A 14,066-nucleotide genomic window follows, 5' to 3' on the forward strand; every position below is an offset into this window, starting at 1 on the left:
CCGGCGACCCGTTCGTGGGGCCTCCGCGTCACATCAATTTTTTCTTGTTATGTTGGAGACTTCCGCCCCCTCAGATCAGCCCGCTCAGCGGCGAACTCGCGCTTGCATACATCCGCCGCGGCATCCGCCCGGCCAGATAGCCCTGCCGCCCGGCGATGACCGCGTGCTTCATCGCCGACGCCATCAGGATCGGGTCCCTGGCCCCGGCGATGGCCGTGTTCATCAGCACCGCGTCGCAGCCCAGCTCCATGGCCAGGGTCGCGTCGGACGGCGTCCCCACCCCGGCGTCGACCAGCACCGGCACCTTCGCCTGCTCCACGATCAGCCGGATGTTGACCGGGTTCTGGATGCCCAGGCCCGAGCCGATCGGCGCCGCCGCCGGCATGATGGCCGCGGCCCCCGCCTCCTCCAGCCGCTTCGCCATGACCACGTCGTCGGTGCAATAGACCATGACCTGGAAGCCGTCCCTGATCAGCAGGTCCAGCGCCCGCAGCGTCTCGATCATGTCCGGATACAGGTGCGCCGTGTCCGACAGCACCTCCAGCTTGACCAGATCCCAGCCGCCCGCCTCGCGCGCCAGCCGCAGGGTCCGCACCGCGTCCTCGCCGGTGAAACAGCCGGCGGTGTTGGGCAGGAAGGTGAACCGGTCCGGCTTCACATAGTCGACCAGCATCGGCTGGCTGGGGTCCGACAGGTTCACCCGCCGCACCGCCACGGTGACGATCTCGGCCCCGGCGGCCTCGGCGGCCTCGGCGTTCTCCTGATAGGTCTTGTACTTGCCGGTGCCGACGATCAGCCGGCTGTTGAAGGTCCGGCCGGCGACGGTCCAGGTGTCTGTGGGTGCGGTGGGTACGGTCATGGGCCGGGGGTTTAGCCCGTCCGCCGCCCGAGTCGAAGGCCCCGTGACCTATTGACCCGCCGCCGCCCGTCCGTCCCGCGCCGCGATCAGGGCCGAGACATTGATGTCCGACCCCACCACGCAGGTGTCGGCGCTCAACGGACAGATGCCCAGCGTCCGCTCGATCTCGCGCAGCCGCACCACCTCGGGATTGGACCGGATCGATTCGGCCAGCAGCCGGTTGGCCTCGGCCTGGCCCCGGGCCTGGGCGATCCGCGCCTCGGCGTTGGCCCGCTCCAGATTGACCCGCTCCAGGGCGGCACGGGTGTTCTGCTCGGCCGTGGTGCGCGACTGGATCGCCGCCAGCACCGTCTCGGGATAGCGGATCGACCCGACCCACTCCATGCGGATGATCTCAAGCCCCTGCGGCGTCCATTCGCGCTGCAGGGCCTGCATCGCCCGCTGCAGCACGATCTGGCGTCCGGGACCGATCAGCTGGCCGGGGCAGTCGTCAGCGTCGGGCGTTCCCGGCGTCGCCGCCACGGCGCCCGGGGCGATGGGCTGGACGTTGGGCGTGGCCGACTGCTGGGCGTTGCAGGCCACCGGCAGCTTCTCGGTCTCCCGCGCGATCGCCGCCCGCACCGAGGTCCGCAGCGGCCCGTCGATGAAGGCGTCGAACTCCTGCCGCCAGGTCGCATACAGGTCCGCCGCCTTGTCCTCGCGGATGCGGAAGGTCAGGGCCACGTCCGCCGTCATCGGCAGGCCCAGCACGTCCGAGAAGGTGATCTCCTCGTTCTCGCGCCCGTCGCTGTTGGCCTCGCGGGTATAGGAATAGGTCCGCTGCAGCGTCTGATAGGTGCGGATCTTCTCGCCGATGCCTTCCCAGTGGAAGCCGGGCCCCAGCTCGCTGCGCTGGACGCCGGGGTTTGGACCGAATTTCGTGGTCTTGATCCCCATATAGCCGCTCTCGACCGTGACGCTGCACGAGGTCACGGCGACCGTCGAGATCACGATCAATAGGCCGATCAGCATGACCAGGCTCAGGGTGCGCTTGACCGATCCCCCACCCCCGCCGCCTGGCAGCTTGATGCCCGACAGGCCCGAACCAAAGTGCGACATCCGCTACGCCCTCAACGTTTCAATGATCTGACGGCCCAGGCCCACAGCCGCGACGCGGCCCAGACCAGAACCAGAATGCCCGCGATCCCCAGCACCGACGCCGTGATCAGACTGCCCGCGAAATGGGCCTCCAGCACCGCCGGGACGGCGTACCGGATCAGGAATATGAAGGCGATCACCAGCCCGGAGATCCCGGCGGCCACGCCCAGAGCGGTCTTGATCTCTCTGTCCATGGTTCCCCCTCCGGTTCCATCAGAGCGCACGGAGAGGTTTCGCGCAAAGCCTTTCGGACTCAGCCCCCGCCGACGAACTGGACAAGTTCGATCCGGTCGCCCTCGGCCAGGACGGTGGTCCCGTGCAGGGACCGGGGCACGATCTCCAGATTGCGCTCCACCGCCACCTTGCGGACATCCAGCCCCAGTTCCTCGACCAGCGCCAGAATGGTTCCGGCCTCGACCTCGCGGACTTCCCCGTTGACCTGAATGCGCATGACGCTACGTCACTCTTTCCGCGTCGCGGTTTGATAACCGCCACGCCTCAGCTAAAAGGCCCGTCCGATTCCGGTCGGAACCCGTAGTTCACGAGCTCATGCCCGAACCAACCGTCCTCTACGTCCTGAACGGCCCGAACCTCAACCTGCTTGGGGTGCGCGAGCCCGACGTCTATGGCCATGCGACCCTCGCCGACGTCCAGGCGCTGTGCGAAGCCGCCGCCGACGGCGCGACCTTGGTGTTCCGCCAGACCAATCACGAAGGCGAACTGATCGACTGGATCCACGAGGCCCGCGAAAAGGCCTCCGCCCTGGTCCTCAACGCCGCCGGCTATACGCACACCTCGGTGGCGCTTCACGACGCCCTGAAAACCCTGACGATCCCGATCGTCGAATGCCATCTCTCCAATCCGGCGGCGCGCGAGCGCTTCCGCCATCGCTCCTATGTTTCGCCGGTCGCGGCGGGCGTGGTTTCGGGCTTCGGCTCATTCAGCTACGAACTGGCCGTCAAGGCCGCCCTCCGCCTGGTGCAGGAACGCACCGGCGCCGCGGGCCGTTCGAACCAGACGACGTAAAGAGGCACAAAGACCCATGGCCGATCCCAAGACGCCCGCGCCCCGGCTCAAGAACGACGCCGAAATCGACACAAGTCTGGTGCGGCAGCTGGCCGACATCCTCAACGACACCTCCCTGACGGAGATCGAGGTCGAGCGCGGCGAGCTCCGCATCCGCGTCGCCCGCGAGATCACCGCCGCCCCGGTCATGCAGTACGCGGCCGGCCCGATGGCGCACGCCGCGGCGGCTCCCGCCGCCCAGGCTCCGGCGTCGATGCCGTCCGACCCCGCCACGATCGTCGCCAAACAGGGCGAAGAGGTGAAGTCGCCCATGGTCGGCACCGTCTATCTGCAGGCCTCTCCGGAAGCGCCGCCCTTCATCAGCGTCGGCGACAAGGTCAAGAAGGGTCAGACCCTGCTGATCGTCGAGGCCATGAAGACCATGAACCCCATCCAGGCCCCGCGTGACGGCGTCGTCGTCGAGGTGCTGGTCGGCGACGCCCAGCCGGTCGAATTCGGCGAAGCCCTCGTCCTGCTCGAGGCCTGATCCGGTGTTCACCAAGGTCCTCATCGCCAACCGCGGCGAAATCGCCCTGCGGATCCACCGCGCCTGCAAGGAGATGGGCATCTCCACCGTCGCCGTGCACTCCGAGGCCGACCGCGGCGCCATGTGGGTCCGGCTGGCCGACGAAAGCGTCTGCATCGGCCCGGCCCCGGCGGCCAAGAGCTACCTCAACATCCCCTCGATCATCGCCGCCGCCGAGATCACCGGCGCCCAGGCCATCCACCCCGGCTACGGCTTCCTGTCCGAGAACGCCCGCTTCGCCGAGATCGTGGAAGCGCACGGTATGACCTTCATCGGCCCCAAGCCCGAACACATCCGGGTCATGGGCGACAAGATCACCGCCAAACAGACCGTGCTGGAAGCCGGCATCCCCTGCGTTCCCGGCTCGGCCGGCGAGGTCGAAACGATCGAGGACGCCATCGAGGCCTCAAAGACCATCGGCTTCCCGCTGATCGTGAAAGCCGCCGCCGGCGGAGGCGGACGCGGCATGAAGGTCGCCCTCACCGCCGACGACCTGGTCGAGGCCGTCCAGACCGCCCAGTCCGAGGCCACCGCCGCCTTCGGCAACGGCGCCGTCTATATGGAGCGCTACCTCCAGAAGCCGCGCCACATCGAGCTTCAGGTCATCGCCGACAGCCACGGCAACGTCGTCCATCTCGGTGAACGCGACTGCTCCCTGCAGCGCCGCCACCAGAAGGTCATGGAAGAGGCCCCCTCGCCCGCCCTGTCGGCGGCCGAACGCGTCGCCATCGGCGAGACCGTCAACAAGGCCATCGCCTCCATCGGCTACCTCGGCGTCGGCACCATCGAATTCCTCTGGGAAGACGGGGAGTTCTTCTTCATCGAGATGAACACCCGCCTGCAAGTTGAGCATCCGGTTACGGAAATGATCACGGGCGTCGATCTGGTGCGCGAGCAGATCCGTATCGCCGCCGGCCTGCCGCTGTCCTTCACCCAGGCCGACGTGAAATTCACCGGCCATTCGATCGAGTGCCGGATCAACGCCGAGAACGCCGAGACCTTCACCCCCTCGCCGGGCACCATCACCGACTTCCACGCCCCGGGCGGCCTGGGCGTGCGATTGGATAGCGCCATCTACGCCGGCTATTCGATCCCGCCCTATTACGACAGCCTGATCGGCAAGCTGATCGTCCACGGCCGCGATCGCGAGGAATGCATCGCCCGCCTCAAGCGCAGCCTGAACGAGATGGTGATCGGCGGCATCGACACCACCATTCCCCTGTTCCAGAAACTGCTGCAGGAGCCCGACATCCTGTCCGGCGACTACGACATCCACTGGCTGGAAAACTGGGCCAAACGCCAGAAGGGCGACGCCTGACGGCGTGATGGACGAACCGGGCTTCAGCGCCAGCAGCCCCTTCGGCGGGTTCGGTCCCGACGAACTGCTGCAGTGCTACGCCACCGGCGTCTTCCCCATGGGCGAGAGCCGCGAGGATCCGCGCATCTTTCTGGTCGAGCCCGAACAGCGCGGCGTCATCCCGCTGGACGCGTTCCGCATCCCGACCCGGCTGAAACGCACCGTCCGGTCCGAACCGTTCGAGATCCGGGTCGATACGGCCTTCTCCGCCATGCTAGACGCCTGCGCGGCGCCCGGCCCGGGGCGAAAGGACAGCTGGATCAACGGCCCCATCCGCCGACTGTACATGGAGCTCAACGCTCGCGGCAGGGCTCACTCCATCGAGTGCTGGCACGACGAACGGCTGGTCGGCGGCCTTTACGGCGTGACCCTGGGCGGCGCCTTCTTCGGCGAAAGCATGTTCAGCCGGGAACGGGACGCATCAAAGGTGGCGCTGGTGCATCTGGTCGCCCGGCTCAAACGCGGCGGCTGGCGTTTGCTGGACGCACAATTCCTGACACAGCATCTGAGCCAGTTCGGCGCCGTCGAAACGCCGCAGGCTGTCTATCTGAAGCTGCTGAAGGCCGCGTTGGGCGTGCAGGCTGATACGCGGTCGCTGTTCAGGCCGATGACCGGCCCGGAGGCTGTCTTCTACGCCTTGCAGCCCACGACCCAGGCGTCATAGACCGGATGTTGCAGTCCGCTGATGGCGGGCGCCGACGCGAACATCCATCCCCGGAAGATCTGGCGCGGCTCGCTGACCTGGATCACGCCGCGAGGCTGCAGCGACACTTCCAGATAGGCGACGGCGTCTGACACCTGCTCGTCGGGAGCGGACACCTCGCAGGCGCGCGCGGTGAAGATCAGGGTCTTCTGGAACCGCACCGGGCGGCCGCCCACCTCAACCTCGAACCGCATGGATTCGGCGGTGATCTTGTCGATGGCTTCGACGATGGCGACCCGGCGGCGCTGGCGGCGCGCCGGCTCCGCGGGCGTCTCCACGCGCTTGGTCTCGACCGTTTCTGCCTTCTCGTCCTCGGCTGCCTCTTCGTCGATCTTTTCGTCGGCGACGATGATGGTTGGTGTCGGCGGCGTGACCGCGACCGGAGAAGCCGGCGCGGGCGTGCCTTCGGGCGCGGGCTCGACGGGCGCGGGTGGGGTCGGCTGGGCGTTCAGGGCGGAAGTCGGATCCTGAACGGGGACGGCGTCCTGGGGAAGGTCATTCAGCGCCGAGGCCACCACGGCGCCCGACGCCGTCAGCGCCAGGACCGCGACACCGGCCAGAATGAATCCGCGCCCCGTCATTCCGGACGCCAGGCTTCGTAGTCGCCCGTCGCGGCCGGACGCTTGCCTTCCGAGGCCAGCGAACCTTGCGGCCGCCACGCCATCGGCGTGCCGGTCAGGTTGGGCAGGTGATCTTCTTCCCACTTGCGGCGCGGCAGCGGATGCTCGGTCGGCAGCTCGTCATAAGTGTAGTGCAGCCAGCCATGCCAGTCAGGCGGCACCTTGGAGGCGTCCGCATAGCCGTTGTAGGTCACCCAGCGGCGCCGGCGGCCGTCATAGCTGCTCTTGTCGCGCGACAGGTAGTAGCGGTTGCCGAACTCATCGGTCCCCACGTGCTCGCCGCGCTTGGCGATGGTGAAGAAGGTGCCGATGGTGGCGCCGCTGGTCCAGCCGAAGATTCTGCCTAGCACGTCGGGAAATCCACTCACGATCCGTCGGACGGCGGGGGCCGGCGACGCAGACGCAAGCATAGAAACGGACGGAGCTTCCGTCCAGCGTCGTGGACGGAAGCCAAACCTCAACATCTTGGGGGTAACCGCATCCCGACACGCCAGATTTATTGCGGACGGACCAGGAACGCCGCTAGGCTGGCCCAAAGGCCACGCCGAGACCGCCGCATGCGCTTTCCCTTCGCTTCACACGCCACCGCACTGCCGCGGCCCGCGCGCCAGATCGAGCGCTGCGGCCGCGTCGTCTCCGTGCGCGCTCCCGAAGCCTGGACCGACGTGCAGATCGAAGCCTGGCTCGACTGGGCGGACGCCGAGGGGTTCGCCGTCAACGATGGAGATCCCCTCGCCGAGGCCATGGCCGGCTGGGCCGCCGACCAGTCGGGCGGCGACGCGATCGAGCTGACCGCCACGCTTCTGCTGGGGCTGGTCTCTCCGGCGCGGTCCGCGCGGGTCAGTCCCGATGTCCTGAGCCTGTCGGATCCCGGCGCGGGTGAAGAACTGGCGGCTGAAGGCGCCCGCCGTCGGGCTGCCCGTCGCGCGACGGGCGCGATCGAGGCTCTGGCCGCGGCTCTGATGACCGTCTCGGACGCGGTCAGCCGGTGCGAGGGCCCTCGTGCCGACTGCGCCGACCCCGCGTCGAATCCGGCGTTGGCGAGGGCGGCCCTCGCCGCTCGCCGCGTCGGGGCGTCGGACGCCGACATCCTTCGGGCCATCGCAGGCGAACGGTTCGACTCTGTCCCCTTGCCCATTCCGACCCCGCCTCTGATCGTGGCCCTCGCGGATCGCGGGATGATCGCCTCGGGTGCGCCGGATGCCCTTCTCGCAGCCGAGGCCGCGCTGGAAGGCGATCTTCTGCTGACGTTCGAACCGGACGATGCCGAAAGCGCCGCCGGTTCCGCGCGATCGCCGGCCGTCCTGTTGTCTCTGACAGCCTTGCGCGCGATCAGCGGGGTGGCGATCGAACCCGCGCTCGGCGATCTGGTCCGGCTGTGGTCGCGCGCCCTGACAGCGCGCGGGGCGTCCTCCGTCGCGATCGGCCTGGGCGGACTCGGCGATCTGATCCTCAAGGAGGGCGCGGCCGACGCCCGTTCCAGGGCGGCCGAACTGGCAGGAACGGTAACGGCGGCCTGCGAGAACGTGGCTCCGTCGCTGTTCGTCGATGATGTCGAGGCGTCACTGCGCCTCGGCCTTAGCCCGCTCGGGGCCTCGGAGGTCTGGCAGACCGGAGACGGCGAGGTCGTTCGCCGACTGCGTCCCGCGCTGGCCTCAGCCATCCGGCGGGCCGGCGGCGAGGTCGAATCGGCCGAGCGGCACCTGTTTGGTCGGCGCACCCTCGTCGACGCCCCGGGGGTCAACCACGCGGCCCTGAGGGCCAAGGGGTTCACCGACATCGAACTGGAAGCGATGGAGATCGCCCTCGCCCAGGTCGATGACCTGGCGAAGGCCTTCCGGCCGCCCGTGCTGGATGCCGGCTTCGTTCGCGATGTGCTGGGCATGGAAGCCGTATCCGGAAATCTGTTGGCTCAGTTGGGCTTCCCGCACGATGCGGTCGCTCGGGCCCAGGCCTGGACCTTCGGAGAACCCGACCTGACCGGATGGAGTGATGCGCCTCAGACGCTGAAGCCGATTCTCAGCGATCCGTCCGCTTTCGAGGCGAGCCTGCGCGCGGTTGTTGAACAGGTCAGCGCCGCGCCAGACACCGCGCCGACGGTCATGGACTGGCGCAGCACGGCGATCCAGGCGGCCCGCCTTCTGGGCGACGCGGCCCGCGAGGGCCGACGCGCCGTCCGCCTGCAGCGAGCCTTTCCGCCGGCCGGTCCATTGCTGAGCCTGACAGAGCCGGAGGAGACGACCCGCCAGCGTCGGTGGGAACCCGAAACGAGAGCCGTGGAGCGGGTGGTCGAGAAGGTGATCGAGCGCGACCGCACCCGTCGCAAGCTGCCGGACCGGCGGAAGGGCTACATCCAGAAAGCGGCTGTCGGCGGGCATAAGGTCTATATCCACACCGGCGAGTACGAGGACGGCGAGCTCGGCGAGATATTCATCGACATGCACAAGGAAGGCGCCGCCTTCCGCAGCCTGATGAACAATTTCGCCATCGCCATCTCGATCGGCCTGCAATACGGCGTGCCCCTGGATGAGTTTGTGGACGCCTTCGTCTTCACGCGGTTCGAGCCCGCAGGGCGGGTGACGGGCAATGACTCCATTCGCTCCGCGACCTCCATCCTCGACTACATCTTCCGCGAGCTGGGCGTTTCGTACCTGGACCGGCGCGAGCTGGCCAATGCGGACGCCGAGGGCCTGAACGCCGACGGTCTGGGTCTGGGCAAGGTCGAGGATGGCGAGCCGGAAACCGTGCCGGCGGCCCGCTTCATCTCCAAGGGGTTCGCCCGGGGCGCGGCGCCGGACAATCTGGTGGTCCTGCCCTTCGGCCAACCGCGGGAGACGCCGGTCCCGAACCTGGCCTCGACGGAGGCCGTGGCCTGTCCGGCATGCGGGGATTTCACCCTGCAGCAGCGGGGCGCGGGCTGGACGTGCGACAGCTGCGGCGCGGCGCCGTCGATGCAGGGTTGATCAACGTTTGTGCGCCATGATGGCCCGCGTCTTGCACATCCGAAGGCGAGACCGGAGCCCGTCATGAAAGCCATTCTGACCCTCACCCTGACCGCTGTCCTCGCGGCAACCGCCCTGCCTGCCTCGGCGCAGAACGCCGGCCAGATCGCGCGCGTGCGCGGCGGCGCCAGCTGCCCGGGCTGCAATCTGTTCCAGGGCGACTTCGGCGGTCTGGAGGCGCGAGGCCTCAATCTGTCGGGCGCGCGCCTGCGGCAGGCCGACCTGAGCCTGGCGGTCATGAACCGGACCCGCTTCTCCAACGCCGACATGCGCGACGTCGAAGCGTATGGCGGTGTCTTTTCGAGCGCGAACTTTTCCGGCGCGAACCTGACCAACGCCAGCTTCGTCGGCGCATATCTCGACGGCGCTTCGTTCTCGGGCGCGACGCTGACGGGCGTCAATTTTTCCGGCGCCTCGCTGGAGCGCGTCACCGGCCTGACGCAGGGTCGACTCAACCTGGCCTGCGGCGACGAGGCCACCCGGCTACCGCGCGGCCTGTCCATTCGCCACTGCTGAGCTGACGGCATAACGCCTTGGACCTTACCGCGATTTAAGTAGGGTTTGCCGGGGTTTGCCGTCATGAAAGGGGTGTGAAAAAGCATGTCGCTCCCATGACCCGCCGCCTCTCCACCGCTGGCCTTGCTCTCGGCGCGGCCCTGGCCGCTCTCGCGGGCGCCGGATCGGCCAGCGCCGAAATCCAGTTCCAGCTGGGCGCGCAGGACCGTGACGTGGCGCGGATGGTGTCGCTGGGCGGTTCGTGCAATCGCTGTGAGCTGTCCGGGCGCGACCTGACCGGCGCCGCGTTCATCGGCGCCGTCTTCACCAACGCCACCATAGTCGGCGCCAACCTTCGCGGCGCGGAACTGCAGGGCTCGAACTTCACGGGCAGCGACTTCAGCCGCGCCGATCTGTCCGGCGCGGAAATGGTCGGCGCCAACTTCACGGACGCCAACTTCACCGGGGCGGACCTGTCGGGCGTCGAGGCCATGGGCGCGACCATGGTGCGTGTCCGGCTGACCAGCGCCAATCTGAGCGGCGCGGAACTGACCGGAGCCAATATGAACGGCGCGGTGCTGGCCAACGCAAACCTCGTGGGCGCCGAGCTGAACGCGACGACCCTGGCCAATGTGAACGCCCGGTCGGCGACCTTCAGCAATGCTGAAATCTCCATGTCGAACCTGTCGAACGGCGACTTCCGGAGCGCCTCGTTCCGGAGCGCGGAGTTGAACGGCGCGCGGCTGACCGGCGGAAACTTCGCCGGTGCGGATTTCCGCGACGCCGAACTGAACCGGGCCGACATCCGCGGCGCGGACCTGTCGGATGCGAACGGCCTGACCCAGGAACAGATCAGCCGGACCTGCGGCGACGCGGGCACCCGGCTGCCGTCCCGCCTGACCGTCCGGGTCTGCCGCGGCGTCAGCATGGTGCGGGTCACCCCCCGCGCTCCCATCCCACCGGTCCCTCCGGTTCCGCCCCGGGTGCGAAATCTCGTGGTCGCGAATTCGGGCCGCTGACGACAAAGGCCGCCGTCCCCGGGGACAGCGGCCTTTTTCCTGTCCGGGTCTCGGGCCACTGACTCAGGTCTTGAGCGGCAGGGCCGCACGGATGTGCAGCTCCTTGTACTGACGCTCGGCGGCGTCCGAGGGCGCGCTCATCAGCAGGTCCTGGCCCTGCTGGTTCAGCGGGAAGGCGATGACCTCGCGGATGGCGACCTGGTTGGCCAGCAGCATGACGATGCGATCGATGCCGGGGGCCAGACCGCCGTGCGGCGGCGCGCCGTAGCGGAAGGCGTTCAGCATGCCGCCGAACTGGTCCTCGACCACCGAGGCGTCATAGCCGGCGATCTCGAAGGCCTTGAGCATGATCTCGGCCTTGTGGTTCCGGATCGCGCCCGAGCACAGCTCATAGCCGTTGCAGACGATGTCATACTGGTAGGCGAGGATGTCGAGCGGATCCTTGGTGGTCAGGGCCTCCATCTCGCCCTGCGGCATCGAGAAGGGGTTGTGCGAGAAGTCGACCTTCTTCTCCTCCTCGCTCCACTCGAACATGGGGAAGTCGACGATCCAGCAGAATTTGAACTCGTCGTCCGAGATCAGGTTGAGGTCCTGGCCCAGTTTCGTCCGCGCATTACCGGCGAATTTGTAGAAGACGGCGGGGTCGCCGGCGGCGAAGAAGGCGGCGTCGCCCTTGCCCATGGCCAGCGACTTCATCAGGGCGTCGGTCGCCTCGGCGCCGAGGTTCTTGGCGATCGGGCCGCCCCATGCGCCCTGGTCCTCGGACCAGAAGATGTAGCCAAGGCCGGGCTGGCCCTCGCCCTGGGCCCAGGAGTTCATCCGGTCGCAGAAGGCGCGCGAGCCGCCGGTCGGGGCGGGAATGGCCCAGACGGCGTTCTTCGCATCGGCGGCGAGGATCTTGTTGAACAGGCCGAAGCCGCCGTCGCGGAAATGATCGCTGACGTCGGACATCTCGATCGGGTTGCGCAGGTCCGGCTTGTCGGTGCCGAACAGGGCGATGCTCTCGCGGTAGGGGATGCGGACGAACGGATAGGGATCGACCGTCTTGCCGTCGGCGAACTCCTCGAACACGCCGTGCATGACGGGCTCGATGGCGGCGAAGACGTCTTCCTGGGTGACGAAGCTCATCTCGACGTCGAGCTGGTAGAATTCCAGCGAACGGTCGGCGCGCAGGTCCTCGTCGCGGAAACAGGGGGCGATCTGGAAATAGCGGTCGAAGCCCGAGACCATGAGCAGCTGTTTGAACTGCTGCGGGGCCTGCGGCAGGGCGTAGAATTTGCCCGGGTGCAGGCGCGAAGGCACCAGGAAGTCGCGCGCGCCCTCGGGCGACGAGGCGGTCAGGATCGGGGTCTGGTATTCGAGGAAGCCCTGTTCGACCATGCGCTGGCGGATCGAGGAGATGACGCGCGAGCGCAGGACGATGTTCTTGTGCAGGGTCTCGCGACGCAGATCGAGGTAGCGGTGCTTGAGGCGGATGTCCTCGGGGTATTCGGGCTCGCCGAAGACCGGCAGCGGCAGTTCCGCGGCCTCGGACAGGACCTCGACGCCGGTGACGCGCAGTTCGATCTCGCCGGTGGGCAGGTTGGGGTTCACCACCGAGCCTTCGCGAGCCACGACCTCGCCGTCGACGCGGATGACGCTTTCGGCGCGCAGGCGCTCGACGGCCTCGAAGCCCGGCGTCTCGGGGTGCAGCACCAGCTGGGTCAGGCCATAGTGATCGCGCAGGTCGATGAACAGCAGGCCGCCGTGGTCGCGCTTGCGATGCACCCAGCCGGACAGGCGGACATTGGAGCCGGCGTCGGTCAAACGCAGGGCGCCGCAGGTGTGGGAGCGGTAGGCGTGCATGGTCAAATCGTCTTGGATTACGGGCCGCAAACGGCGCAATTCGGGAGGCCGGAAGGGCGCATCATCGCCCCGGAAAGTCAAGGTTCGCGGGGCCCCGAAAGCCCTGCCGGAGTCCGGCCCGGCTGAAAAATGCAAATTCCGCCACTCTCGAGACATTCGCCCTCCCGTCGTCCCTTCCAACGCAATCAAGGCACGGCGCTGCGTCAGAAACGGACGGAGGCCTCGGGGTGGCGCGGACGCGGGGCGTTGGGAGCTGCGACCGCGGGCCGCGCGAGGGTCCGGGCCCCGGTGCGGCTTGCCGACGCCCGGACGTCCGGAACATGGCGGCGGGGGTCGGGAGTCCCGCTTTTCCGTCCCCGAAAGGGCGGGCGGTGGAGGCCGGGAGTCCCGCATCGAGCGTGTCCACAGCCGGATGACCTTGTCCACGCAGCCTTGAGGAACCTGGGCCGGTGTCTGCTATGATGAACGGGATGACCACCCGCCCCTCGCCCGCCGACCAGATGCGACTGCCGTTGCAACGCGACCTGCCCGAAGGGGTCGAGGGCTTCGTGGTGTCGGACTGCAACCGCGCGGCGGTCGAGGCCCTGGAGGACTGGCCGAACCTGATCGGCGGGGCCATGGCCATCTCGGGGCCCGCCGGATGCGGCAAGAGCCGGCTGGCGCAGATCTGGGCCGAGCGGGTCGGGGCGGTGGCCCTGCACGGGGCCGAGGCGGCCCTGATCGATCCGCTGGAGATCGAGGGGCGGCCCATCCTGCTGGACCGGGCCCAGGACATCGACGACGAGACCCTGTTTCACCTGATCAACCTGGCCCAGGCGCCGGGCGGGGCCCTGCTGCTGGTGGCGCGCCCGGCCCCCTCCAGCTGGAGCGTCGCCCTGCCCGACCTGCGTTCGCGGCTGGACGCCGTCATCAGCGTGCCGATGGAAGCGCCCGACGACGCCGTGCTGGCGGCCATGCTGGAAACCCGGTTCGCCGAACGCGGCATCCGGCCGCAGAAGGACGTCATCCCCTATCTGCTGCGACGTATCGACCGGTCAGCGGCCGCCGCGGCGGCCGTGGTCGAAACGCTGGACGCCCTGCACAAGCCGGTGACGCGCGCCCTGGCGCGGGAAGCGCTGGAGGGCGTGGACGAGACCGACGACCTATTCGGCTAGCCGCCAGCGCACCGGTTTGCCGGTTTCACGCATGATCTGTCCCTCCGCCTCAAGATGAAGCTGGGCCGCCTTGCCCCACCAGCCATGGGTCGAACCGGGAAAGTCCGCGTCCGACACGGCCGTCCTGAGACCGGCCAGCATTTCGGACTGGGTCATGCCCGGCGCGGTCCGGGGCAGGACGCTCAGGAGGCCGGCGCACGCCTTGCGGAATTTGTCGGCCTCCATCCGGTAGGTCTTGCCCGGATGGAGGACGTTCTTCGCGTCGATCATTTCACGCGCCATGA

16 protein-coding genes are annotated in these 14,066 nt (G+C 68.2%); 8 read left to right on the top strand and 8 right to left on the bottom strand.

Annotation, left to right across the window (positions count from 1 at the left end; translation table 11 throughout):
- Positions 1–70 precede the first annotated feature (70 nt).
- Genes PSV23_RS05700 through thiS form a run of 4 tightly spaced genes read right to left on the bottom strand, consistent with a single transcriptional unit; the run spans position 71 to position 2,447 of the window.
- The gene (locus tag PSV23_RS05700) at positions 71–859 is read right to left on the bottom strand and encodes a thiazole synthase (RefSeq protein WP_300466776.1); all 789 of its coding nucleotides are present in this window, start codon (positions 857–859) and stop codon (positions 71–73) included.
- 48 nt (positions 860–907) lie between these two features.
- Entirely contained in the window at positions 908–1,957 is a 1,050-nt protein-coding gene (locus PSV23_RS05705) for an SPFH domain-containing protein (protein WP_300466778.1), read from the bottom strand.
- Between the two features lie 11 nt (positions 1,958–1,968).
- Positions 1,969–2,190 carry a hypothetical protein gene (locus PSV23_RS05710; protein WP_300466780.1) on the bottom strand — a complete coding sequence of 74 codons (222 nt, stop codon included), beginning with the start codon at positions 2,188–2,190 and terminating at the stop codon, positions 1,969–1,971.
- A gap of 59 nt (positions 2,191–2,249) precedes the next feature.
- Complete coding sequence (thiS, locus tag PSV23_RS05715) at positions 2,250–2,447, bottom strand: sulfur carrier protein ThiS (RefSeq protein ID WP_300466782.1); 198 nt, start codon at positions 2,445–2,447, stop codon at positions 2,250–2,252.
- Between the two features lie 98 nt (positions 2,448–2,545).
- On the opposite strand from thiS, the gene aroQ reads away from it, so the two are divergent.
- Genes aroQ through aat form a run of 4 tightly spaced genes read left to right on the top strand, consistent with a single transcriptional unit; the run spans position 2,546 to position 5,608 of the window.
- Positions 2,546–3,022 (top strand): type II 3-dehydroquinate dehydratase, encoded by a 477-nt coding sequence (gene aroQ / locus PSV23_RS05720; RefSeq protein WP_300466784.1) that lies wholly within the window; start codon positions 2,546–2,548, stop codon positions 3,020–3,022.
- A gap of 16 nt (positions 3,023–3,038) precedes the next feature.
- On the top strand, positions 3,039–3,548 hold the full coding sequence (accB, locus tag PSV23_RS05725; RefSeq protein WP_300466786.1) for an acetyl-CoA carboxylase biotin carboxyl carrier protein: 510 nt from the start codon (positions 3,039–3,041) through the stop codon (positions 3,546–3,548).
- A gap of 4 nt (positions 3,549–3,552) precedes the next feature.
- Positions 3,553–4,905 carry an acetyl-CoA carboxylase biotin carboxylase subunit gene (gene accC, locus PSV23_RS05730; protein WP_300466788.1) on the top strand — a complete coding sequence of 451 codons (1,353 nt, stop codon included), beginning with the start codon at positions 3,553–3,555 and terminating at the stop codon, positions 4,903–4,905.
- Positions 4,906–4,912: 7 nt separating this feature from the next.
- Positions 4,913–5,608: a leucyl/phenylalanyl-tRNA--protein transferase gene (gene aat, locus PSV23_RS05735; protein ID WP_300466790.1), complete on the top strand. Its 696-nt coding sequence runs from the start codon at positions 4,913–4,915 to the stop codon at positions 5,606–5,608.
- Here the strand turns inward: aat and PSV23_RS05740 are convergent.
- Together PSV23_RS05740 and PSV23_RS05745 are read right to left on the bottom strand one after the other, a co-directional pair.
- Positions 5,575–6,228: a DUF2155 domain-containing protein gene (locus PSV23_RS05740; protein ID WP_300466792.1), complete on the bottom strand. Its 654-nt coding sequence runs from the start codon at positions 6,226–6,228 to the stop codon at positions 5,575–5,577. The genes aat and PSV23_RS05740 overlap by 34 nt on opposite strands.
- The gene (locus PSV23_RS05745) at positions 6,225–6,617 is read right to left on the bottom strand and encodes an NADH:ubiquinone oxidoreductase subunit NDUFA12 (protein WP_300466794.1); all 393 of its coding nucleotides are present in this window, start codon (positions 6,615–6,617) and stop codon (positions 6,225–6,227) included. Before PSV23_RS05745 ends, PSV23_RS05740 begins: the two co-directional genes overlap by 4 nt.
- Before the next feature lie 207 nt (positions 6,618–6,824).
- On the opposite strand from PSV23_RS05745, the gene PSV23_RS05750 reads away from it, so the two are divergent.
- The 3 genes from PSV23_RS05750 (at position 6,825) to PSV23_RS05760 (ending at position 10,783) form a co-directional block, all read left to right on the top strand.
- Positions 6,825–9,230: a TSCPD domain-containing protein gene (locus PSV23_RS05750; protein WP_300466796.1), complete on the top strand. Its 2,406-nt coding sequence runs from the start codon at positions 6,825–6,827 to the stop codon at positions 9,228–9,230.
- 63 nt (positions 9,231–9,293) lie between these two features.
- Positions 9,294–9,785: a pentapeptide repeat-containing protein gene (locus tag PSV23_RS05755; protein ID WP_300466798.1), complete on the top strand. Its 492-nt coding sequence runs from the start codon at positions 9,294–9,296 to the stop codon at positions 9,783–9,785.
- A gap of 95 nt (positions 9,786–9,880) precedes the next feature.
- Entirely contained in the window at positions 9,881–10,783 is a 903-nt protein-coding gene (locus PSV23_RS05760; RefSeq protein WP_300466800.1) for a pentapeptide repeat-containing protein, read from the top strand.
- Between the two features lie 63 nt (positions 10,784–10,846).
- Here PSV23_RS05760 and aspS read toward each other — a convergent pair whose 3' ends face one another.
- Positions 10,847–12,628, bottom strand: a complete 1,782-nt coding sequence (gene aspS, locus PSV23_RS05765) for an aspartate--tRNA ligase (RefSeq protein ID WP_300466802.1) — start codon at positions 12,626–12,628, stop codon at positions 10,847–10,849.
- A gap of 470 nt (positions 12,629–13,098) precedes the next feature.
- Here aspS and PSV23_RS05770 point away from each other — a divergent pair, with 470 nt between their 5' ends.
- On the top strand, positions 13,099–13,782 hold the full coding sequence (locus tag PSV23_RS05770) for a DnaA/Hda family protein (RefSeq protein WP_300466804.1): 684 nt from the start codon (positions 13,099–13,101) through the stop codon (positions 13,780–13,782).
- Here the strand turns inward: PSV23_RS05770 and PSV23_RS05775 are convergent.
- Positions 13,771–14,064 (bottom strand): hypothetical protein, encoded by a 294-nt coding sequence (locus PSV23_RS05775; protein ID WP_300466806.1) that lies wholly within the window; start codon positions 14,062–14,064, stop codon positions 13,771–13,773. The two genes, PSV23_RS05770 and PSV23_RS05775, sit on opposite strands and share 12 nt — an antisense overlap.
- Positions 14,065–14,066 lie beyond the last annotated feature (2 nt).

Source organism: Brevundimonas sp., assembly GCF_029946145.1.
Lineage (GTDB): Bacteria > Pseudomonadota > Alphaproteobacteria > Caulobacterales > Caulobacteraceae > Brevundimonas.

Coding starts and splice junctions, on each gene's coding strand:
- PSV23_RS05700 (WP_300466776.1), bottom strand. CDS start 859: ATGACCGTACCCACCGCACCCACAGACACCTGGACCGTCGCCGGCCGG.
- PSV23_RS05705 (WP_300466778.1), bottom strand. CDS start 1,957: ATGTCGCACTTTGGTTCGGGCCTGTCGGGCATCAAGCTGCCAGGCGGC.
- PSV23_RS05710 (WP_300466780.1), bottom strand. CDS start 2,190: ATGGACAGAGAGATCAAGACCGCTCTGGGCGTGGCCGCCGGGATCTCC.
- thiS (WP_300466782.1), bottom strand. CDS start 2,447: ATGCGCATTCAGGTCAACGGGGAAGTCCGCGAGGTCGAGGCCGGAACC.
- aroQ (WP_300466784.1), top strand. CDS start 2,546: ATGCCCGAACCAACCGTCCTCTACGTCCTGAACGGCCCGAACCTCAAC.
- accB (WP_300466786.1), top strand. CDS start 3,039: ATGGCCGATCCCAAGACGCCCGCGCCCCGGCTCAAGAACGACGCCGAA.
- aat (WP_300466790.1), top strand. CDS start 4,913: ATGGACGAACCGGGCTTCAGCGCCAGCAGCCCCTTCGGCGGGTTCGGT.
- PSV23_RS05740 (WP_300466792.1), bottom strand. CDS start 6,228: ATGACGGGGCGCGGATTCATTCTGGCCGGTGTCGCGGTCCTGGCGCTG.
- PSV23_RS05750 (WP_300466796.1), top strand. CDS start 6,825: ATGCGCTTTCCCTTCGCTTCACACGCCACCGCACTGCCGCGGCCCGCG.
- PSV23_RS05755 (WP_300466798.1), top strand. CDS start 9,294: ATGAAAGCCATTCTGACCCTCACCCTGACCGCTGTCCTCGCGGCAACC.
- PSV23_RS05760 (WP_300466800.1), top strand. CDS start 9,881: ATGACCCGCCGCCTCTCCACCGCTGGCCTTGCTCTCGGCGCGGCCCTG.
- aspS (WP_300466802.1), bottom strand. CDS start 12,628: ATGCACGCCTACCGCTCCCACACCTGCGGCGCCCTGCGTTTGACCGAC.
- PSV23_RS05770 (WP_300466804.1), top strand. CDS start 13,099: ATGACCACCCGCCCCTCGCCCGCCGACCAGATGCGACTGCCGTTGCAA.
- PSV23_RS05775 (WP_300466806.1), bottom strand. CDS start 14,064: ATGGCGCGTGAAATGATCGACGCGAAGAACGTCCTCCATCCGGGCAAG.